Raw genomic sequence first — 21073 nt, 5'->3', positions numbered from 1 at the left:
GCAAACTCCTAGGTGGCCTAATCTTGGTGATGCACGTTACACCTTCACTCGAAGGCGTAAAGCGGCAGCGCCATGGGAATGTCCAGCGAGCTCAGCAGCCCCGGCGGCGCCTCGACGACATACGGGATCGCGTTGACCACGCGCATGGCCGTGGCCGCCATGGCGGCCCGCCCGGCCCCGTGTCCTTCGGTATCGCCCAGCGTCAGCTCGCAGTGGATGTCGGGATCTCCCTCGATGTCGACCCGATAGGTGGCGTCGCAGGCCGACGCCGGCCAGGCGGGGGCGACGTCGCGGGCCATCCGGATGACGTGCTCGATCACGATGGCCTCGCGGCCGTTGACCACCCCCGCGGCGCGCGTGCGCACCGCGCCGCAGGTGCCCGCTCTTATCGTGCCGAAGGCGACCTCGATGTCCCGGTCCGTCAGCTCACGGTCGAGCGAACCGCGTATCTCCTCCACCTCGACACCGAGTCCCGCCGCCATGAGGTAAATCGGTGCTTGCCAAGCTAATTCGATGAAGCCGGGGGTCTTGAGCATCGGCTCGAACTCGAGCGGCCGGCCAAAGCCCATCCCGTCCATCATCACGTCGGCGACCGGGTAGTGGTCGTTCAGCGCGACCTCGCTGGCCGTGATCCGGCGGATGCTCTTGGACTGCGTGGTCAACAGCAACGCGAGCTGATCGGAGGCGAAGCCGGGAAAGATGCCCGACGCGTAGAACGACGCCCGACCCGCTTTGGCCGCGCCGTCCAATTCACGGCGCCAGTTGGGCGCGAAGTAGGACGGCGGGTATACCAGGCTGGTCGACGACGTCGACACCACGTTGATGCCGGCCGACAGCAGGCGCACATAGTCGGGCACCGCCGCGCCGTCGCGTTCGGGACCGCTGGCCGCATACACCACACAGTGGGGCCGGCACGCGATCAGCGCGTCGGCGTCGTCGGTGGCGAACACTCCCAGCGGCGCCCCGCCGGCCAGCTCGCCGGCGTCCTTACCGACCTTGTCGGGCGAATGTACCCACACGCCAACCAGTTTCAGGTCGGGGCGGCGCCGGATGGCATCGATCGCGTTCGACCCGACTCCCCCCGTCGACCACACGACAACCCGCATCAGCAGCTCTCCTCACTGGTCGTGCGCCCGCGCGGACGCGGCTGCGGCGCGCTCGAGATAGGGCCAGGCCACCTCCGGTGCGACGCCGCCACACAGCGGATGCAACGGCAACAGTCGCCCGCCGCGCATGTAATCGATCGCCTCCTCGGGGGTGAAAATGCGGTACGGGCCGCCGTCTTCGCGCAGCGCGTCGACGCTGTCGGCGCGGGTGATGCTGACGACCGAATCGTCGTCGGGGCGATAGGACGCCGCCATGAGCGCGTCGTGCAACAGGTGCGGGCCCAAGTCATCCCAGGCCTGATCGACGTCGTCGGCAACGAAAACCGTTGTGGGAAGCCCCGGCACGGGAAACTGGATGATTCCCGGTTCGTGCCCGTGGGCGCGGCATTGCTCTTCGTAGAACTCTTTCAAGCCGGGCGACTCGGTCTGGGAAATGAAGCCGAGTCCGAGGGCACCGGCGCGTCGTGCGGCGGCCTTGCTGCCGCCGGCGATGAGCACCATCGGTCCGTTGGCCGATCCACATGCCGGGGTGACGCGGACCGTGCGGCCGCGATATTCGACGGGTTCACCGCGCACCAGCGGGCCGAGCACGGCAAGGATTTCATCCGCTGCCCGGCCGCGGCCGGCCATGTCGATGCCGAAGTGGTCGTACTCCTGGATTCGGTGCCCGACCCCGAACGCATAGGACACCCGCCCCTTGCTGATCAGGTCCAACACGGCGATTTCCTCGGCGAGCCGGACGGGATCCCACAGCGGTATCGGCACCGCGGCCAGCAGGATGGCCAAGGTTTGTGTTCGGGCCGCGACCGCCGACGCCAGCAGCAACGGCACGGGAAGATGACCGTCGTCGGTGCCGTGGTGCTCGGAGAGCACCGCCAACACGGCGCCGCGCGTCTCCGACCATGCGCACATGTCGATGGCCGCGGCGTACAGATCGGCGGCCGGTGCGCCCCAATGCGGGGCGCGCATGTCGAACCGAAGCGTGAACATCAGCAGGCGTCGCCCATGTGACGACATGCCAAACGCTCGTCGGGCCTCACCGATGCAGACTAACCTAAAATTTGTTCATTAAGATAGTGCCCGCTTTCTTAAACCCTTGACCGCGTCGATTCGCGGTTGTAGTTTCCAAGTCGAATGCTCGGTGACACCGGCCACCCGCCGTCGGCGTAAAGGCAACGGCCGCCCCGGCTTTCGCGTTCGCGCGGCGCGCACGCACCTGAGGAGGAACAAGATGACGGCTCATCGCGTGGTGGTGTGGGCAACAGGAGGCATCGGCTCGATCGCCATCCGCGCCATTTCGCGGCGCCCCAATCTGGACTTGGTCGGCGTGTGGGTGCACTCGCCGGACAAGGTCGGCAAGGATGCCGGTGAACTGGCCGGCGGTGAGCCGATCGGGCTGAGGGCCACCAACGACGCCGACGCGCTGATCGCGGCCAAACCCGACTGCGTCATCTATGCGGCCAGCGGGCCGGAGCGCGACGCGTTGGCCATCCCCGATTACGTCAAGCTGCTCGAAGCCGGGATCAACGTCGTGACCACGAGTACCACGCGGTTGGTCAACCCGCATGCCTACGAGCCCGCCGAATGGCGCGACCAGCTGGTCGCCGCGGCCAAGCAGGGCCAGGTGTCGCTGTACGCGTCGGGAATCGAGCCGGGTTTCGCCGCTGACTATCTGCCGCTGGTGCTGTCCACGCAGTCGTCGACGATCGACAAGATCCACTCCTTCGAGATCGGCCTGTACGACGACTACGGGGTGCCCGACATCATGAGCGACGCGCTGGGTTTCGGCCGCCCGCTCGACTACCAGCCCTGGATCGGCTACCCCGGCGCCATCGCGGGCGAATGGCAGGGGCAGATCCGCCTGATCGCCGACGCGTTGGGGGTCGAGGTGCAGGAAGTCCGCGAGGGTTTCGATCGCGCGGTCACCGACCGGACGCTGGAGGTGGCGATGGGCACGGTCGAGGCCGGGACCTGCGGCGCGCTGCGGATGCAGGCGATCGGCGTGGTCGACGGCCGGGAGGCCATCGTCATCGAGCACGTGACCCGGCTGGCGCACGACGTCGCCCCCGAGTGGCCCAAAGGGATTGGCGATCTGTCCTATCGCGTGATGATTTCCGGCGATCCGGACATCGACTGCACGCTGGCGGCGACGCTGAAAGATCCCGCGAAGGCGGGCATCGGTGGGATGACGTCCGGGGCGGGCGCCATGGTCGCCACCGCGATGCGCGTCGTCAACGCCGTGCCGTATGTCGTTGCCGCCCAACCGGGATTGCTCAGTTCGGTGGACCTGCCGTTGACGATCCCGCAAAAAGCGTTTGTCGGCGGGTAGGTCACGCCGGTTACTCTGCGGGCGTGACGGTTAATCCGCTCGAGGAACTCACCCTGGCCCAGCTGCGGCTGCGCACCAGCATGAAATGGCGCGCGCATCCCGCCGACGTCCTGCCGCTGTGGGTCGCCGAGATGGACGTGAAATTGGCGCCGACGGTAGCGCAGGCGCTACGCGAGGCCATCGACGGCGGCGACACCGGATATCCCTGCGGCACCGCGCTGGCCGAAGCGGTCAGCGAATTCGCGGCGCGGCATTGGCAGTGGAACGATCTCGACGTGAGCCGCACAGCGCTGGTTCCCGACGTCATGCTCGGTGTCGTCGAGGTGTTGCGCCTGCTGACCGATCGCGGCGACGCGGTCGTCGTCAACCCGCCGGTCTACGCGCCGTTCTACGCTTTCGTCACCCACGACGGCCGTCAGGTGATCGAGGCGCCGCTGCGCGATGGGCGAATTGACTTGGGCGCCTTGGAGAATGCCTTTGTTCGGGCCCGTGCGGGGGCTCCCAGCGACGCGAAGGTCGCCTATCTGTTGTGCAATCCCCACAACCCGACCGGATCGGTACACACCGCCGACGAACTGCGCGGGGTCGCCGAGCTCGCCCGGCGGTTCGGCGTGCGGGTGGTGTCCGACGAGATCCACGCGCCCGTCATCCTGCCCGGATCGCGCTTCACGCCCTTTCTCACCGTCCGCGGCGCCGAGAACGCCTTCGCTTTGACCTCGGCGTCGAAGGCTTGGAATCTGTCCGGTTTGAAAGCGGCCCTGGCCATCGCCGGACCGGAGGCGGCCGCCGACCTGGACAGGATGCCCGAGGAGGTCAGCCACGGGCCCAGCCATCTCGGCGTCATCGCCCACGCCGAGGCATTTCGCAGCGGCGCCGACTGGCTCGACGCGACCTTGCGGGGCCTCGACGAGAACCGGACATTGCTGGGCGAGCTGGTCGCCGAACACCTTCCCGGAGTGAAATACCAATGGCCGCAAGGCACCTACCTCGCGTGGCTGGATTGCCGGGAACTCGGTTTCGTCGAGGAGGCCGCCGACGGCCTTGCGGTGGTCGCCGACCTGTCCGGGCCCGCCCGCTGGTTCCTCGATCACGCGCGGGTAGCGCTCAGTTCCGGCCACGTGTTCGGAACCGGCGGAAACGGACACGTGCGATTGAACTTCGCCACCTCGCAAGTCATTCTGCGCGAGGCCCTGTCGCGCATGGGCCGGGCCTTGGCCGACGCGCGCTAGGCAATGGCGTTGTAGCCCTTTGGGCTCACCTCAATGAATCTGCTACTAGACGAACTCGCGCCGGCGAGAGAGGCTAGCAGAGGTGCCGGTTCACCGGAGGAGCTGAATATGCATGTGCTGCGAACCCCGGACTCCCGATTCGAAAACCTGGAGGACTACCCGTTCGTTGGGCACTACCTGGACGTAACCGCAAGTGACACTCGCCCGCTGCGCATGCACTACCTCGACGAGGGGACGATCGAAGGGCCGCCGATCGTGCTTTTGCACGGCGAGCCCACGTGGAGCTACCTCTACCGCACGATGATCCCTCCCCTGACCGACGCCGGGAACCGTGTGCTGGCACCCGATCTGATCGGTTTCGGCCGTTCGGACAAGCCCAGCCGGGTCGAGGACTACACCTACCAGCGGCACGTCGAATGGGTGACCTCCTGGTTCGAGCACCTCAACCTCAGGGACGTCACGTTGTTCGTGCAGGACTGGGGATCGTTGATCGGGCTGCGCATCGCCGCCGAGCAGTCCGACCGCATCGGGCGGCTGGTGGTGGCCAACGGTTTCCTGCCCACGGCGCAACGGCGCACCCCGCCCGCCTTCTATGCCTGGCGCGCCTTCGCCCGCTACTCCCCCGTGCTGCCCGCGGGCCGCATCGTCAGCGCCGGGACCGTTCGCCGGGTGCCGTCGAAGGTCCGCGCCGGGTACGACGCGCCCTTCCCCGACAAGTCGTATCAGGCCGGGGCGCGGGCGTTCCCTCGGCTGGTCCCCACCTCGCCCACCGATCCGGCGATCCCGGCCAACAGGAAGGCCTGGGACGCCCTCGGCCGCTGGGAAAAGCCGTTCCTCGCCATCTTCGGGGCCCGCGATCCGATCCTCGGGCGGGCGGACAGCGCACTGATCAAGCACATTCCCGGGGCCGCGGGCCAGCCACACGCCCGCATCAACGCCAGCCACTTCATCCAGGAGGACCGCGGGCCCGAACTGGCCGAACGCATCCAGTCTTGGCAGCAGGCCTGGCGCTGAAGCCGCCAGACCATGACCTTCGACAACCCACGGGTCGGATGGCGCTCGACGTGATCCGATCATGTCCATCTCAACCACTTTCAAGTCTTCGCGCAACAACAGACCCCCCGGCGCTTCGATCATGGTTGGAAGGACACCATCGACGTTGCACCGGCTGAAGCGGTGGAAGTGATCGTGCGGTTCACCGACTATCGCGGAACGTATCTGGTCCATTGCCACACCTCGAGCACGAGGACATGGCGATGATGGCCGACTTCGTCACGGTCTGAGTGGGTCCCGTGCGGGCAGACCGTGTCAGCTCCCAAACCGGCCGCGCATCAATGCCATTCCCTCGCTGTAGACCGAGCGCACCGCCGCTGCGGCATCGGATTCGTTGGCACCGACGGGGATGAAGGAGCCCACCCAACTCAGCGCGCACCTGTTCTCGCCGAGCGGATGCAAGGTGATGGTTGCCCGGTAATCGGCCACGGGAAACGGTCCGGTCATAATCATGGAGTAACGGGTTCGCCATTGCTCCTCGTCGATCTCGTCGAGCCGTTCGACCATGCACTCGCCATCGACCGTGACGGTGCGAAGCATCCCGATACCGGCCCCGCGGGTCCTGACCGTGCCGTCACGCGAGGCGACCAGCATCTCGACGAATCCGCCGAAATCGGCGACTAGCCTCCACACCTGGTGCACCGACGCACCCAGTTCGCAGCATTCGTGGACTTGCGTCATGATCGCGTTCCGCGAGCTGTCGCGATAGGGCCGCGCCCGTGGGAAAGGCCGTCATGCAGGATCTCGTCAAGCGCAGTCGGGGTCAGGCCGAACGTGTGCACAGTCTCCGAGGAATCCATCACGAACGGCTTTTGGAGCTGATACTGCATCTCGGGCAACTCGCGGACCACTTTGGAGCCCAACGCCGCCGCAGCCAGCAACCAGCCCGGCATGCGGCGGAGCTTGGGTGCGCCGACTCGAGCGCAGTCGGCCAATACCGTCGCCAACTGGCGCGGCGACACCGCGGGGTTGGTCGGAACGTGCCACGGTCGTCCCCAACTACGCTCGTCGGCGCCCGCAGCGACCAGAGCGCGCGCGGCATCGACGGTTCCGGTCCAGCTGTGTGGCGCATCGAGATCGGCCGGGAATAGTGCTGTTTTGCCGGCAAGCACCTTGGGCGCGACCATGATCGTGAACACCGAGATGGCGCCACGGCCGATGAAATCGCTGGCGCGGACCTCGGTTGCGCGGACCCGGCCGGCGTCATGCGCGGCCTTTGCCTGCATCCAGACTTCTGCGCGCAGTTCGCCTTTTATCGAGTTCGGTTTCAGCGGCGAGTGTTCGGTGATCGAGCCGGTCACGGGGCCGTAGCCGTACAGATTGCCCAACATCACGTAATCCGCCCCAGCCGCGATCGCGGCGTTGAGCATGCCGGAAGCGAGGGCGGGAAGGCGCGTGCGCCACAGGTGATACGGCGGGGCGGCGCAGTTGTAGAGGGTAGTGACCCCCTTGAGCGCACCCACCAACTCGTCGGTTTTCGACGCATCAACCGCGATCCGCCGGATCTGCGGATGGCTCGGACCGCTGCCGCGCCGCGTGATCAGCCGTACCTCATGGCCAGAGTCGGCGAGCAGCTCAGCGGTCGCTACACCCGCACCACCGGCTCCGACAACAACTTTCACGGACATGTTTCTCCTTCAGGGCATTGAAGTCCCACTATTCGTGCGGCCGGCTACACTGCGCTAGTGGCATAAATGCCACGCTTAGGGAGGTTCTGGCCATTCATCACATTGCGGTGGTCGCCGTCCCGCCGGTCGGTGCGTTCGAGCTATCGATCCCCGACCTGCTGTTCGGCGGCGTGCAGATCGATGGCCGCGAAGCTTACGCAGTCCGCGCCTGCACACCGGTGCCCGGACCGTTGGCCACGCGAGGTGGGTTCGACGTAATCGTCACCGGCTCACTGGAGGTGATCGGCGGCGCCGATACCGTTCTCGTTACCGGTACCGGCGCCCGCGACGAGGTCGCACCCGAACTGGTTTCGGTGTTGCAGGAGGCCGCAAGTCGCGGTGCGCGGATCGCGTCGATCTGCACCGGCGCGTTCGTCCTGGCTGCTGCGGGCTTGCTGGACGGGCGGTGCGCGACGACGCACTGGCGTTACGCCGCGGAGTTGGCGCAACGCTATCCACACGTGCAAGTCCGACCCGAAGTGCTGTTCGTCGAAGACGGGCCCGTCGTAACGTCGGCCGGATTGGCCGCCGGAATCGACCTATGCCTGCACCTCATTCGCACCGATCACGGTGCGGCAGTTGCAAATACGATCGCACGCCTGGCCGTTGTTGCACCTGTGCGCCCCGGCGGGCAAGCGCAGTTCGTCGCCGCGGCGGTCCCTACGGCGGCCCCTGCCAGCTTGAGTCAGACCCGGGCTTGGGCCCTGACAAAGATTCAGGACAAGCTCACACTCGCCGATTTGGCTGATCACGCAAAGGTCAGTATTCGCACGCTTAATCGACGCTTCCGGGATGAAACTGGACTCAGCCCACTGCAATGGCTGCTGCAGCTGCGGATCGACCGCGCACGTGAACTCTTGGAGACTACCGATCTGCCGGTCGGGGTCATCGCCCACCGCAGCGGGCTCGGTTCCATTGATTCGCTACGCGACCATTTCATTCGCAAGACCGGTCTGACCCCAAGCGCCTATCGTGCTGCTTTCACCCACTCCCCCAAGCAAACAGGTAACGTCACGTCGCCAAAGTGACCGACTAAAGCGCATTTCCCAACGTCGACGCTCAACGGGTAACCGCGAGCACCGCTTCCGCGAGTTCGGGCCGGCAGACCACCAGATCCGGCAACTTCGGATCGGGTTGGTTGTAGGCCAGGGCGGAGCCGTCGATGCGAGAGGTGTGCAATCCGGCGGCCCGTGCCACCGCCACCGGCGCGGCGGAGTCCCATTCGAACTGGCCGCCGGCGTGCACGTACACATCGGAGAGCCCTTGCACTATCGAAGCGACTTTGGCTCCCGCGGAGCCCATTTCCACCAGCACCCCGTCCAGCGCATCCTTCACGTTCAGGGCGATGGCGGGAGGGCGGGTGCGCGACACCACGATGCGCGGCTTGCCCGGTACGGCGGGAGGCGAGGCGACGTCGGGAGTCGCCAGCGTGATGCCTTGCGCCGGCAGCGCCACGGCGCCGGCGACCAACTCACCGGCCTCCCAGAGCGCGACGTGCACGGCCCAGTCGTCGCGTCCCAGCTCGGAGAATTCCCGGGTGCCGTCCAGCGGATCGACGATCCAGACCCGGTCCGAGCGCAATCGCACCGGGTCATCGGCGCCCTCTTCGGAGAGCACGGCGTCACCGGGCCGCTCCGCGGTGAGCGCTTCCATCAGAAAATCGTGGGATCGCTTGTCCCCCGCGGCTTTCCGTTCAGCGGCTTCCGCGTGCGCGAATTCGTCTCGAACGCCGAGCAACAACCGACCGGCCTCGGTGGCCAACCGTGCGGCCAGATCATGGTCATTCATCGGCAACCCCGCGGAATCCTCAATATCTTGGTAGCGATGACCAACTTTACCCTGTCAGACGCGAAAACGGGCAGCAGCCCACCGGCAAAGTTTCACCCGTAATCTAATGAGCGTGAGCGGCAACGCCAACGTCCCATTATCGAGGCGGTTGCGGCACACCTCGCGGGGGCGACTGATCGGGGCCGGGATTGTCGCGGCCGCAGTGCTGGTCGGGGTCCTCGCCGTGGTGGGCGTGCAGCTGAGCCAGGGCCATCAGAGCGCGACGGCGCCCAGCACCCAGCCGCCGCCAGCGCCGGAGAGCTTCGCCATCCCGGGCTGCTATAACCCGTCCGTCCCCCCGGTCGCGCGCCCGAAGAAGCTCAACGTTCTGGGCTGCGCCAGTGTGGCCGTTGCGCTGCAGGACATGTCGTGGACGTCCTGGGGACCGCAGGGCGCCGACGGGACCGGCACGGCGGTGTTCAAGCTCTGCGACCCGAATTGCGCAACGGGGTCTCAGCTGACCGAACCGGTCGTCGTGCACGCCTGGAATCCGCAGCCGCCGCGCCGCGAGGCGATCTGCCAGTCCGGCTTGGAGATTTACGCCGACATGATCCTGGCTTTCCCCAAGGGCGTTCCACCACCGACCGTGCAGAAGATGAACACCCAGTACAACGGCGAGCCGGCCGTGCACTTCGCCAATTACTCGAGCGGCGACACGCGCGGCACCCAATTCATCGGCTACACGTTCTGCAATTAGCCGCTGACGGCTCAGATCGATGGGTGGCGACCAGCTTCGCTGACCTCGCGATCGCCGCTAGACCTCGATGACGACCGCGCCGCCCTGGCCGCCGCCGGCGCACATCGCCGCGACGCCGATGCCGCCGCCGCGGCGGGCCAGCTCGTAGGCCAACGTGGTCACCATGCGCGCACCTGAGGCCGCGATCGGGTGGCCGAGGCTGCAGCCGCTACCGGAGAAGTTCACCTTCTCCTCGTCGAGGCCGTATTCGCGGCAGGCCGCGATCGGGACGGAAGCGAACGCCTCGTTGATCTCCCACAGGGCGACGTCGCCCGGCGACAGGCCGGCCCGCTGCAGCGCCTTCCCGATGACCTTCACCGCACCCAGGCCGCAGTCCCGGGGTGCCACGCCCGCGGCGGCCCAGGCCTTGACGGTGCCCATCACGTTGAGCTTGTTGGCTTTGGCGTAGTCGCTGTCGACGAGCGCGACCGCGGCCGCGGCGTCGTTGGTGCCGCTGCTGTTGCCCGCCGTGATCGAGAAACCCTCGATCTCGGGGTGCAGCACCTTCAGGCCGGCGAGCTTCTCGATGGTGGTGTCGCGGCGCGGGTGCTCGTCGACGGCGAACTCGGTGACCGAGCCATCGAACTGGGTGATCTTCAGCGGCAGGATCTCGTCGGCGAACTTGCCGGCGTCCTGGGCGGCAACGGCGCGCTGATGCGAGCGGGCCGCCCAGGCGTCCATCTCCTCGCGCGTGATGCCGACCGCCTGCGCGGTGTTCCAGCCGACCGTGATGGACATGTCCTTGGCGGGCGCGTCGGGCGTCTCCACGTGCGTAGGAGGCATCCAGCGCTCCTCGAACTTCAGCTCGGGGCCGGGGATCCGCCAGTTGGTCAGCGGCGTCATCGACAGCGACTGCACCCCGCCGGCGATGAGCGCCCGTTCCATGCCCGAGCCGATCTGCGCCGCGGCGTTGCCGATGGCGGTAAGGCTGCCCGCGCAGTGCCGGTTGACCGATTGCCCGGGAACGTGGTCTAGGCCCGTCGCGGTCGCCGCGTAACGGGCGAGATCGCCACCGCCGTAATGGGATTCGGCGAAGATGATGTCGTCGATGTCGGCGGGATCGACGCCCGATCTGCGGACCACCTCGGGCAGCACGGCGGTGATCAGTGTCTCGGGCGGGGTGTTAACCAGCGTCCCCTTGAACGATCGGCCGATAGCGGTCCGGACGGCTCCGACAATGACGGGTGTTCCCATGTTCTCAACCTCGTTGTTGTGGGCGGTCAGACGCCGCGAATCGTATCAAATACTGTATAGACAATAGTAATGGTCTAAGTTCAGTGGGCCGGGCTCGTGTGACGGCGCTAACAATTAAGCGGTTCGGGTAAAAACGGAGGCCAACCGTTGAAGACCAAAGGTGCGCTGGTCTGGGAACTGAACGAGCCATGGTCGGTCGAAGAGATCGAAATCGGCGATCCCCGCCGCGGCGAGGTGACCGTCCAGTTGGAGACGGCCGGTCTGTGCCACTCCGACCACCATTTGATGACGGGCGACTTCCCGATCCCGAGCTATCCGGTGCTCGGGGGCCACGAGGGCGCCGGCATCATCACCGGGATCGGCGAGGGCGTCGAACACCTGGCCGTGGGCGACCACGTCGTCATGTCGTTCATCCCGTCGTGTGGGAAGTGCACGCCGTGCCAGACCGGACTGCGCAACCTCTGTGACCTCGGCATGGGCCTGCTGTCGGGGCGGTCGGTCTCCGACGGATCGTTTCGTGTCACAGTGGCAAGAGGCCACCAAGTCGTCCCAGTCATCCCGATGTCGTTGCTGGGCACCTTCGCGCCGTATGTGGTGGTGCACCAGACGTCGGTAGTCAAGATCGATCCGACGATCCCGTTCGACGTGGCCTGCCTGGTGGGCTGCGGGGTGACCACCGGCTACGGCTCGGCGGTGCGCAGCGCGGCGGTCTCGCCGGGCGAGGACGTCGCGGTCATCGGCATCGGCGGCGTCGGCGTCGCCGCGCTGCAGGGCGCCCGCATCGCCGGGGCCCGGCGCATATTCGCCGTCGACCCTTACGAGTGGAAGCGCGAACAGGCGCTCAAGTTCGGGGCCACCGCGGCGTTCGCGGACGTGGGTAGCGCCGCGGCCTGCATCGCCGAGGCCACGCGAGGCCTGATGTGCCACAAGGTGATCGTCACCGTGGGCCACGTGGAGGGCAAAGACGTCGAGTCGTGGATGGGGCTGACGGCCAAGGGTGGGGTGTGCTGCCTCACCGGCATGGCCAGCGTGCTGGCCAACGATGTCACGCTCAACCTCGCCGGACTCTCGCTGCTGCAGAAAAGCTTGCAGGGCAGCATCTTTGGTGGCGGAAACCCGCAGTACGACATCCCCGCGATCCTCGAGCTGTACAAGTTGGGGCAGCTCAATCTCGACGACATGGTGACGCGGGAATACACCCTCGAGCAGATCAACGACGGCTATCGCGACATGCTCGAGGGCCGCAACATCCGTGGCGTCATCCGCTTCACCGACGCCGACCGCGGGTAAGCCACCGCCGCTATGGGCACAATGGCTCCATGACAACCCTCCCCCACGCCGGTCGCGACGCCACCCAGCAACTCGCCTACCGTGTCGCGGCGATGCTGCTCGGCATCGGCACCCTGCACTTCGTCGCGCCAAAACCCTTCGACTCCATCATTCCGGTCGAGCTGCCGGGTAGCCCGCGGCTCTATACCTACGCGTCGGGCGTGGCCGAGCTGGCGATCGGGGCGCTGCTGGTGCCGCGGAGCACCCGGCGGTCCGCAGCGCTGGCCGCCGTGGCGTTGTTCGTCGGGGTCTTTCCGGGCAACGTCAACATGTGCCGGCTGTGGTGGGGCAAGCCGTGGCCGATGCGCCTGGTCGCCCTGGCCCGGCTGCCGATGCAGATTCCGATGATCACCACCGCGCTCAAGATCCGGCGCGACAGCTGACGCACCGCGTAGGCCAGCCCTGCATGCGAATTTGATTGTGCGACAAGTGGGATGGCCCGCCATAGTGGTTAGGAGGCCGGCGTGAGCAAGACGGGCATCGCGGCATTGCTCGCGGTCGCGGCCGCCCTGATGGTCGGCGCCGGGGATGTCGTCCAGCAGCGCTCCGCACAGCAAGTCACCGACAAACCGGTCGGCACCGTCGCCCTGTTTCGCCGGCTGCTGCGCGACCGGCAGTGGTGGACGGGCAGCCTGGTGGCCGCGGCCGGGTTCGGCTTCCAGGCCGCCGCCCTGGGCCTGGGTTCGGTGGTGCTGGTGCAGGCGCTGTTGGTGACCTCGCTGTTGTTCGCGTTGCTCATCAGCGCACGGGTGGCACATCGCCGAATCACACGGCGGCAAGGGATTTGGGCGGTTCTGCTCGCCGTCGCCGTCGCGGTGGTGGTGACGGTCGGCGACCCTCAGCAGGGCACCCCGCGCGGGTCGGTTCACACGTGGACCGTCGTGGCGTTGGTCATGGGTCCGGCGCTGGCCCTGTGCGTGATCGGCGCGCGCGTGTTCCCGGGTTCGGTCGGCGCACTGTTGCTGGGCCTGATGTCCGGCGCGCTGTGGGGGCTGTTTTCGGTGTTGACCAAGGGCGTGGTCGACCAGCTCGACCGCGGTATCCCGGCGCTGTTGCGGACGCCCGAGTTGTACGTGTGGGTGGTGCTGGCGATCGCCGCCACCGCTTGGGAGCAGTCGGCGTTTCGGGCCGGCCCGCTCACCGCGTCGCTGCCGGCGGTCACCGTCGCCGAGCCGATCGTCGGATCGGCGCTGGGTGTCACCGTGCTGGGTGAGACGCTGCGCACCAACGACGTCGGCTGGGTGGCCTTGGGTTTATCGGTTGCGCTGATGGGGGCAGCGACGGTGGCGCTGGCCCGCAGCCAGGCCAGCTACACCCCGTCGCCTGACGAAACGCCCTCTCGCGCAACAGAATCAGCCTGAGGTCGGCTCAGGGGTGAACCGACCCGGTGGGCGGTGCCGTCGGGATCGACGTAGGCGAATTCGCGCAGGCCGTACGGTGTGTCCTGCGGGGCGATCAGGCGACCGCCGAGGTTCTCCAGTGCTGCCCACTGGGCGTAGAGGGCATCGGCGTCGCTGACGTAGAAGTACACGCTGGCGGCGGTGCGCAAGGGGTCGTGCTCGGCCCACTCGGTCAGGTGGATCGACACCGACCCGCGATCGGCGAATCCGTAGCGGTCCGGGCCCTTGTACGCGCGGGCGTCGAAACCGAGCCGGCGGTACCGGTCGAGCGCGACGTCCAGGTCTCGGACGGGGACGATTGGCGATACCGAGGTGAATTCGACTGCGGACATTCAGCGAACATAGCCTCTGACGCCGACTTCGCGCGCAACGGCCGTCGCTGCCGTAAGAGCCTGCACGCGAGCGCATATGCGGCAAATCCACATGCGACGCCGCCCCGCTGTCGTAGGCTCCATGCGCATGAGGAGCCAGCTGACCGCTGCAGTTGCCATTGCCGCCGCCGCAATACTGATCGCCGGGTGCGGTGGCGACAACGCCGGAGGCGCCGCTTCGTCGTCGACCACCAGCACGACGGCTGCGCCGAAGACTCCCCTGGCGCAGGCCGGACTGCCCGACCTGATGCTCTCGCCGAACGATATCGGTACCGTGCTGGGCGTCACCGGGACGACGAGCGACCCACCGGTCACCAAGTTGGTGGAAGACCCGGTGCAGCGCTCGGACTACACATTTCCCGCCGAATGCCGATACAGCACTCACGCGGCGTTGGCGTCGGTCTACGCCGACAGCGGAAGCACCGCGGTGTACGGCTACCACGACCAGGCGCCGGCTCCCGCGGGGGCCGATCAGCTGGAAAGCCCTGACGTATACCAATTTGTGGTGCTGTTTGCGTCGCCCGAGCAGGCGAGCGCGTTCTTCACGACGTCGACTCAGCGCTGGCCCGCCTGCGCCAACCGCCAGGACACCGTTCCGGCCGCGGACGGTAAGCCGGAACTTCAGTGGAAGGTGGGCCAGGTGTCCAACGCCAACGGAGTGTTGAGCGCTCCGGTGACCATCACCATCTCCTCGAACGGCAACAGCGTGACCATGCCCTGCCAGCGGGCGCTGACCGTTCGCAACAACGTCGTCATCGACGTCGATGCGTGCCGCAAGGACGTCGGGGACGCGGGCGTCAGCATCGCCAATCAAATCGCGGAAAAAGTCGACAAGCAATAGCCGCCAGTAAGGGTCGCCGAATCCGAATGGCCTTCTGCTGTTTACCTATTGGCGGTAGTAGCCCGCGATGACGAGGGCGTACGCTCTGGCGGCCGAATCGGTCACCCGATAATGCTTGCGCGCCAGTGATCCGATCTGAAGCCGTACATGGCACCGCACTGAGTGGTTCCCGAGGTAGGTTGTCCGCGGGTTAGGTCGTACCGCCTTGAGGAGGGATACGTGGGCACATCGGAAAAGGCGTCCAAGCCACGCGCCGGGCAGCCAGTCATCCACCTCTCTCAGCTGTTGCGCGCCCCCGTGCTGGCCCGCTCCGGGGAAACGGTGGGCCGGGTCGAGGACGTGATCGTGCGGCTGCGGGGAGCCGAGGAGTATCCGCTGGTGGCGGGGATCGTGGCCGGGGTCGGCGGGCGCCGCGTCTTCATCGGTGACAAATCCATCGACGCATACTCCACGGATCGAGTTCTGTTGACCAAGAACAAGGTTGACCTTCGCGGGTTCGAACGCCGCGAGGGTGAGGTGCTGTTGCGCACCGATGTGTTGGGCCACCGGCTGATCGACGTGGCCACCGTCGAGTTGGTGCGTGCCTACGACATCGAGCTGGAGCAGGCCGGCCAGGGCTGGATGGTCACCCGCCTGGACACCCGCCGTCCGCCGCGGTTGTTCGGGCTGATCAAGCACTCGGGCGGGCACGCGTCTCGCGATTGGAAGGCGTTCGAGCCGCTGATCGGCCACGCACGCTCGGATGCCGTGCGGCGACTGTCGGACCGGTTCGGCGACCTCAAGGCCGCCGAGATCGCCGATCTTCTCGAGGAAGCGGACAAGGCCGAGGGCGGCGAGATCCTCGATCGGGTGCACAGCGACCCGGAGCTGGAGGCAGACGTCTTCGAGGAGCTGGATCCGGAAAAGGCCAGTCGGCTGCTCGACGGCATGCCGGACAACGAGGTCGCCGCGCTGCTGGGCCGGATGCGCGCCGACGATGCCGCCGACGCGATCGCCGACCTGCGCCAGTCGCGGCGCCGGCGTGTGCTCGAGTTGATGCCCGGCCCGCAGCGCACCAAGGTCATCACGCTGATGGGGTTCAACCCCGAAAGCGCGGGCGGGCTGATGAATGTCGACTCGGTGACCTGTTCGGCCACCGCCACCGCGGGCGAGGCGTTGGCGTTGATCGCCGCGTCGCGCAGCATCCAACCGGAAGCGCTCATCAAGGTGCATGTGCTCGATGAGGACAAACGACTCGACGGTGTCGTCTCGGTCATCAACCTGTTGCAGGTCGATCCCGCCGAATCCCTTGCGGCCCTGATGGATTCCGATCCGGTGCGGGTCAACGCCGACGCCGACCTGACCGACATCGCGCTGCTGATGGCGGATTTCAATCTCTACTCCATCCCCGTCGTCGACGAGCAGGATCGGCTGCTCGGGGTGGTGACCGTTGACGACGTGCTGGAGGCGACCATCCCCGAAGACTGGCGCCGCCGCGAGCCCGCGCCGCGCCCGATCCGCGAGACCACCGCCGACGACCGTGACACGCCGCCGAGGGGAGGAAGCGCGCAGTGAGCTCCGGCGAACAGGACGCCACCCGGGCCGACGCGCAGGCAGCGCAACGCCCCGAGCCCGCGCATGCCCGGCGCACCGCGGTGCTGGACAGCGCGCATCTGGGTGACATCGAGGGTGCGTTCGGGCGCATCAGCGTGGGGGAAACCGAGCACGCCCGCACCTGGAAAACGCGGCTGCTGACCCTGCTCGCGATCGTCGGGCCCGGAATCATCGTGATGGTCGGCGACAACGACGCGGGCGGGGTGGCCACCTACGCCCAGGCCGGCCAGGACTACGGCTACTCACTGCTGTGGGTATTGCTGCTGCTGATCCCCGTGCTCATCGTCAACCAGGAAATGGTGGTCCGGCTCGGCGCGGTCACCGGGGTCGGGCACGCCCGGCTGATCAACGAACGCTTCGGCCGCGGCTGGGGCTGGTTTTCCGTCGGCGACCTGTTCTTGCTCAACTTCCTGACGATCGTCACGGAGTTCATCGGCGTCAGCCTGGCCGCCGAGTACATCGGCGTCTCCAAATACATTGTGGTCCCGATCTCGGCGGTGGCGTTGGTGGCGATCATGGCCAGCGGCAGCTTCCGTCGATGGGAGCGGGCCATGTTCATTTTCATCGCGGTCACGCTGCTGCAGATCCCGATGCTGCTGATGTCACATCCGCAGTGGGGACACGCGGCGAAGTCGTTTGTCGTGCCCGGCATTGCGGGCGGAATCAGCTCGGATGCCGTGCTGCTGATCATCGCCATCGTCGGCACCACTGTGGCGCCGTGGCAGTTGTTCTTTCAGCAGTCCAACGTCGTCGACAAGCGCATCACGCCCCGGTTCATGGGCTACGAACGCGCGGACACCGTGCTGGGCGCCTTCGTGGTGGTGGTCGGCGCCGCCGCTCTGATGATGACCGGCGAGTGGGCGGCCCGCTCTACCAACACCTTTGGCGGTTTCACCGACGCCGGTGCGACGGCGCATCTGCTGGGCGAGCACCGCCCGGTCCTCGGGTCGATCTTTGCCATCGTTCTGATGGACGCCTCGATCATCGGGGCCGCCGCGGTGACCCTGGCCACCAGCTATGCCTTCGGCGACGTGTTCGGGCTGAAGCACTCGCTGCACCGCGGCTTCGCCGATGCCAAGCAGTTCTACCTGTCCTATACCGCGATGGTGGTCCTGGCCGCGGCCATCGTGCTGATTCCGGGTGCCCCGCTCGGGTTGATCACCACCGCCGTCCAGGCCCTCGCGGGCTTGCTGCTGCCCAGCGCCAGCGTGTTTCTGCTGTTGTTGTGCAATGACCGAGAAGTGTTGGGGCCGTGGGTCAATCGCGCTTGGCTGAACTGGGTCGCCGGGCTGATCGTCGGCGTTCTGCTGCTGTTGTCCGGAATCCTGATGGCCACCACGCTGTTTCCCGGCCTCGATGTCGTCGCCGTCGCGGGCTATCTGACCCTTGGGCTGGTCATCCTCGCGGCGGCCGCGGCACCGGTGCTGCGCTGGCTGGCCCGCCGTCAGCCCGCACGGCCCCGGCCACAACTTCCGGGCCGCGGCGTCGATCGCAACACCTGGCGCATGCCGCCGCTGGCCCTGCTCGAACCTGTCACCTGGTCCCCCGGAACCCGGCTTGCGATGATCGCCCTGCGGGCCTATCTGGTCGTCGGGGCGTTGCTTCTGGTGGTCAAAGCGATCCAGCTCGGTCGCTGACCGCTTGGATCCGGCGGGCCACCTCGCCGTAGCGCTCGAAGCGCTCCTGGTCAGCGACGGAGTTGTACATCACCAATCGCGTTGCGGTTCCTGCGTACTTCGCCGTCAACGCGTCGGCCAACCCGTCCCAGGTCGACTCGGTGGCGAAGACAGCGATGTGATCATCGCTGACCTGGGCCGCCATGCCGGCGAAGTCGCCGGCCTTCTGCTTTTCCCGGATCCGGGCGGTCGTGCCATCGAAACCCGCCTCGTCCCAGATGAATGCGTAGTTGGGCGTGCTCCCGTAGAAGGCCATGCTGGCACGCACGACTTCGCGCTGCCGGTCCCGCTCCTCGTCGGTATCCCCGACGATCGTCATGACGGGCACGATGATCGCGATGTCCGACGGTGAACGGCCCGCTTTCTGCGCGCCTTCGCCGACCGTCGGCAGAACGTGGCGGGCCAGGTAACCCGGTTCGCCGATCGGGTGGACGTGCACCCCGTCGGCCACTTCTCCCGCCATCCGCAGCATCCACGGATTGACCGCTGCGATATCGACTTTGGGGTCGGGAGCGTCGATGGGCCCCGGGCTCCACTGCGGGGTGATGAAGTCGAGATCGTAGAAGTCGCCGTGGTGGTCGAGCGTCCCGGAACGAAACGCCTTGAAACACGCCTTGACGGCCAGCAGGTAGTCGCGCAGCCGGGGCCCGGGCCGTTCGAAGGCGGTGCCATAGCGCCGCACCACGTGGGTGCGCACCTGCGTTCCGAGGCCCAGCCGGAACCGTCCCTTGGTGGCTTCCTGCAGTTCCCAGGCCGCGGCGGCGGTCACGAAGGGACTGCGCGGGAAGGCCACCGCGACGCCCGTCGACAACTCCAGGTCCGGCGCGGCCTGCGACGCCACGGCGGCGTTCAGGTACGCGGTGCGGCCCGTCTCGGTGAACAACAAACCGGAGAACCCGACGGCTTGGGTCCGCCGGGCGAGCTCACCGATTTGGCCGAGCGGCTGGGGAATCGTCATCGCGTCGACGTGCATGGTGGGAGCGTACGTCGCGCCGCGGGCCGCGCCGCGCGGGCTCGTCAGCCTCGGCCGCGCGGGGTCAGCGTTTCGTCGGCCGCCGGCTCACCGGGGCGGTGAACCCTTCGGTGTCGTCGAAGAATGCCCATTGCCCGTCGTCGTTGACCTCCATGCGCCAACCCAGCTCGGTGTCGCCGCCCACGGAGCCGACGAACCAGGCGTGCGCGGCCTCCGCGTCGGCAAAGTTCTTCGTCGCGACGACCCGGCCACGCGGGTCGATGACGCGAAACTCGGGCATGGGATCTAAGTATCCCTGCCAGGCGGTTTTCAATCCCGGAAATCGCCTATTCGGCCCGGCACGCTGGGGCCGGCCGGCGCGGGGCTACAGCGTGCGGGCCAGCCGGTTGGCGAGGATCTCGGCAAACCTCGCCGGATCGTCGAGCGCACCACCCTCGGCGAGAAGTGCTGTGCCATAGAGCAATTCCGCGGTCTCCGCCACCGAGGGGTCGTCGCTGCGGTCCTGGTGCGCTTGGCGCAGGCCGGTGACGAGGGGGTGGTTGGCATTGAGTTCGAGGATCCGCTTGCCCACCGGAATGTCCTGTCCGGACGCGCGGTAGATGCGCGCGAGCGCCGGTGTGATCCCGAAGGCGTCGGTGATCAGGCAGGCCGGCGAGTCCGTCAGTCGGTTCGACAGCCGAACTTCCTTGACGTGGTCGGACAGCGTGTCCTTGAGCCAGGTCAGCAGGTCGGCGAACTCCTTTTGCTGCTCTTCGCGCTCGGCCTCGCTCTGCTCGCCGTCGGAGCTGAGGTCCACCTCGCCCTTGGCGATCGACTGCAGCGGCTTGCCGTCGAATTCGGTCACGGTTCCCACCCAGACCTCGTCGACCGGGTCGGTGAGCAGGAGCACCTCGTAGCCCTTGGCCTTGAACGCCTCGAGGTGCGGCGACTTCAGGATCTGCTGGCGCGACTCCCCCGTGGCGTAGAAGATCTGCGTCTGGCCGTCCTTCATGCGCTCCACGTACTGGGCGAGCGTGGTGGCTTCCTCCTCGCTGTGCGTCGAGGCGAATGAGGAGACCTGCAGCAGCGTCTCCTGGTTGTCGAAGTCCGACAGCAGGCCCTCCTTGACGACCCTGCCGAATTGGGTCCAGAAGGTGCGGTAGTCATCGGGGCGCTCGGACTGCAGATCCTTGATCGTGGCGAGGACCTTCTTGGTCAGTCGGCGCCGGATGGCCTTGATCTGCCGATCCTGTTGCAGGATTTCGCGGGACACGTTCAGCGACATGTCCTGGGCGTCAACGACACCCTTGACGAAGCGCAGGTATTCGGGCATGAGCTCGTCGCAGTCGCCCATGATGAACACCCGCTTGACGTAGAGCTGGATCCCGGTCTGGGCGTCGCGGTTGAACAGGTCGAACGGGGCGTGCGACGGGATGAACAGCAATGCCTGGTACTCGAAGGTGCCTTCGGCGCGCATCGCGATGACCTCGAGCGGGTCGTCCCAGGCGTGCGCGATGTGCTTGTAGAACTCCTTGTACTCCGACTTCATCGCCTGGCCCATCCGCATGCAGGTCGAGCGGCGAGAACCGGCCGGCGAGGAGGGCGGCGAGGAGACCGTCACCATCGAGACCGAAACAACCCTCAACTCGATGAAGGCCCTGTGGGCCAGGCCCAAAGAAGAGGTCTCCGAAGAGGAGTACAAGGAGTTCTACAAGCACATCGCGCACGCCTGGGACGACCCGCTCGAGGTCATCGCGATGCGCGCCGAAG

General features: G+C 67.0%; 20 protein-coding genes and 3 pseudogenes. 13 read left to right on the top strand and 10 right to left on the bottom strand.

Annotated elements, in window-relative coordinates; translation table 11 throughout:
- Positions 1-44: 44 nt before the first annotated feature.
- Positions 45-1106 (bottom strand): dihydrodipicolinate reductase, encoded by a 1062-nt coding sequence (locus A5624_RS22680; protein WP_066871385.1) that lies wholly within the window; start codon positions 1104-1106, stop codon positions 45-47.
- Between the two features lie 12 nt (positions 1107-1118).
- Positions 1119-2096 carry an LLM class flavin-dependent oxidoreductase gene (locus tag A5624_RS22675; protein WP_066871544.1) on the bottom strand — a complete coding sequence of 326 codons (978 nt, stop codon included), beginning with the start codon at positions 2094-2096 and terminating at the stop codon, positions 1119-1121.
- 241 nt (positions 2097-2337) lie between these two features.
- On the opposite strand from A5624_RS22675, the gene A5624_RS22670 reads away from it, so the two are divergent.
- The 4 genes and pseudogenes from A5624_RS22670 to A5624_RS29190 all read left to right on the top strand — a co-directional run.
- Positions 2338-3435, top strand: coding sequence for a dihydrodipicolinate reductase (locus tag A5624_RS22670; RefSeq protein ID WP_066871382.1), 1098 nt, complete (start codon positions 2338-2340; stop codon positions 3433-3435).
- 23 nt (positions 3436-3458) lie between these two features.
- Positions 3459-4664, top strand: coding sequence for a MalY/PatB family protein (locus A5624_RS22665; protein WP_066871379.1), 1206 nt, complete (start codon positions 3459-3461; stop codon positions 4662-4664).
- Between the two features lie 108 nt (positions 4665-4772).
- On the top strand, positions 4773-5678 hold the full coding sequence (locus A5624_RS22660) for a haloalkane dehalogenase (protein ID WP_066871375.1): 906 nt from the start codon (positions 4773-4775) through the stop codon (positions 5676-5678).
- A 120-nt stretch (positions 5679-5798) separates the two neighbouring features.
- A pseudogene (locus tag A5624_RS29190) lies at positions 5799-5924 on the top strand (multicopper oxidase domain-containing protein); the annotation flags it as partial.
- A gap of 48 nt (positions 5925-5972) precedes the next feature.
- On the opposite strand, the gene A5624_RS22655 reads toward A5624_RS29190, so the two are convergent.
- Positions 5973-6398, bottom strand: a complete 426-nt coding sequence (locus A5624_RS22655) for an SRPBCC family protein (protein WP_066871372.1) — start codon at positions 6396-6398, stop codon at positions 5973-5975.
- Positions 6395-7345 (bottom strand): NAD-dependent epimerase/dehydratase family protein, encoded by a 951-nt coding sequence (locus A5624_RS22650; RefSeq protein WP_066871369.1) that lies wholly within the window; start codon positions 7343-7345, stop codon positions 6395-6397. Before A5624_RS22650 ends, A5624_RS22655 begins: the two co-directional genes overlap by 4 nt.
- A 107-nt stretch (positions 7346-7452) precedes the next feature.
- On the opposite strand from A5624_RS22650, the gene A5624_RS22645 reads away from it, so the two are divergent.
- Entirely contained in the window at positions 7453-8412 is a 960-nt protein-coding gene (locus A5624_RS22645) for a GlxA family transcriptional regulator (protein WP_369827513.1), read from the top strand.
- A gap of 31 nt (positions 8413-8443) precedes the next feature.
- On the opposite strand, the gene A5624_RS22640 is transcribed toward A5624_RS22645, so the two are convergent.
- Complete coding sequence (locus A5624_RS22640; RefSeq protein WP_066871366.1) at positions 8444-9172, bottom strand: 3'(2'),5'-bisphosphate nucleotidase CysQ; 729 nt, start codon at positions 9170-9172, stop codon at positions 8444-8446.
- A gap of 106 nt (positions 9173-9278) precedes the next feature.
- Between A5624_RS22640 and A5624_RS22635 the strand changes: the two genes are divergently transcribed.
- Positions 9279-9908 carry a hypothetical protein gene (locus tag A5624_RS22635; protein WP_369827512.1) on the top strand — a complete coding sequence of 210 codons (630 nt, stop codon included), beginning with the start codon at positions 9279-9281 and terminating at the stop codon, positions 9906-9908.
- A 57-nt stretch (positions 9909-9965) separates the two neighbouring features.
- Here the strand turns inward: A5624_RS22635 and A5624_RS22630 are convergent, their stop codons facing one another.
- Positions 9966-11141 (bottom strand): thiolase family protein, encoded by a 1176-nt coding sequence (locus A5624_RS22630; protein WP_066871363.1) that lies wholly within the window; start codon positions 11139-11141, stop codon positions 9966-9968.
- Positions 11142-11288: 147 nt separating this feature from the next.
- On the opposite strand from A5624_RS22630, the gene A5624_RS22625 reads away from it, so the two are divergent.
- From A5624_RS22625 to A5624_RS22615, 3 genes are all read left to right on the top strand, one after another.
- Complete coding sequence (locus A5624_RS22625; protein ID WP_066871360.1) at positions 11289-12431, top strand: NDMA-dependent alcohol dehydrogenase; 1143 nt, start codon at positions 11289-11291, stop codon at positions 12429-12431.
- Between the two features lie 29 nt (positions 12432-12460).
- Positions 12461-12853 (top strand): hypothetical protein, encoded by a 393-nt coding sequence (locus A5624_RS22620; RefSeq protein WP_066871357.1) that lies wholly within the window; start codon positions 12461-12463, stop codon positions 12851-12853.
- Positions 12854-12934: 81 nt separating this feature from the next.
- Positions 12935-13831 carry a DMT family transporter gene (locus A5624_RS22615; protein ID WP_066871354.1) on the top strand — a complete coding sequence of 299 codons (897 nt, stop codon included), beginning with the start codon at positions 12935-12937 and terminating at the stop codon, positions 13829-13831.
- Here A5624_RS22615 and A5624_RS22610 read toward each other — a convergent pair.
- Positions 13780-14202 (bottom strand): VOC family protein, encoded by a 423-nt coding sequence (locus A5624_RS22610; protein ID WP_066871351.1) that lies wholly within the window; start codon positions 14200-14202, stop codon positions 13780-13782. The two genes, A5624_RS22615 and A5624_RS22610, sit on opposite strands and share 52 nt — an antisense overlap.
- 127 nt (positions 14203-14329) lie before the next feature.
- On the opposite strand from A5624_RS22610, the gene A5624_RS22605 reads away from it, so the two are divergent.
- The 3 genes from A5624_RS22605 to A5624_RS22595 all read left to right on the top strand — a co-directional run bounded on the left by A5624_RS22605 (position 14330) and on the right by A5624_RS22595 (position 18312).
- On the top strand, positions 14330-15082 hold the full coding sequence (locus A5624_RS22605) for a sensor domain-containing protein (protein ID WP_066871535.1): 753 nt from the start codon (positions 14330-14332) through the stop codon (positions 15080-15082).
- Between the two features lie 219 nt (positions 15083-15301).
- Entirely contained in the window at positions 15302-16636 is a 1335-nt protein-coding gene (locus A5624_RS22600) for a magnesium transporter MgtE N-terminal domain-containing protein (RefSeq protein WP_066871348.1), read from the top strand.
- 80 nt (positions 16637-16716) lie between these two features.
- Positions 16717-18312: an NRAMP family divalent metal transporter gene (locus A5624_RS22595; RefSeq protein ID WP_156749146.1), complete on the top strand. Its 1596-nt coding sequence runs from the start codon at positions 16717-16719 to the stop codon at positions 18310-18312.
- On the opposite strand, the gene A5624_RS22590 is transcribed toward A5624_RS22595, so the two are convergent.
- The 3 genes and pseudogenes from A5624_RS22590 to htpG all read right to left on the bottom strand — a co-directional run.
- On the bottom strand, positions 18287-19324 hold the full coding sequence (locus A5624_RS22590) for a TIGR03617 family F420-dependent LLM class oxidoreductase (protein ID WP_066871342.1): 1038 nt from the start codon (positions 19322-19324) through the stop codon (positions 18287-18289). The two genes, A5624_RS22595 and A5624_RS22590, sit on opposite strands and share 26 nt — an antisense overlap.
- Positions 19325-19388: 64 nt before the next feature.
- Positions 19389-19604: a hypothetical protein gene (locus A5624_RS22585; RefSeq protein ID WP_066871339.1), complete on the bottom strand. Its 216-nt coding sequence runs from the start codon at positions 19602-19604 to the stop codon at positions 19389-19391.
- An 84-nt stretch (positions 19605-19688) separates the two neighbouring features.
- Positions 19689-20846 (bottom strand): annotated as a pseudogene (gene htpG, locus A5624_RS22580) (molecular chaperone HtpG); the annotation flags it as partial.
- Between htpG and A5624_RS22575 the strand changes: the two are divergent.
- A pseudogene (locus A5624_RS22575) lies at positions 20839-21073 on the top strand (molecular chaperone HtpG); the annotation flags it as partial. The pseudogenes htpG and A5624_RS22575 sit on opposite strands and share 8 nt — an antisense overlap.

Source organism: Mycobacterium sp. 1482292.6 (assembly GCF_001672995.1).
Lineage (GTDB): Bacteria > Actinomycetota > Actinomycetes > Mycobacteriales > Mycobacteriaceae > Mycobacterium > Mycobacterium europaeum_A.
Note: the sequence above shows the minus strand (reverse complement) of the source record. Positions and strands in the feature narration are given on the sequence as shown.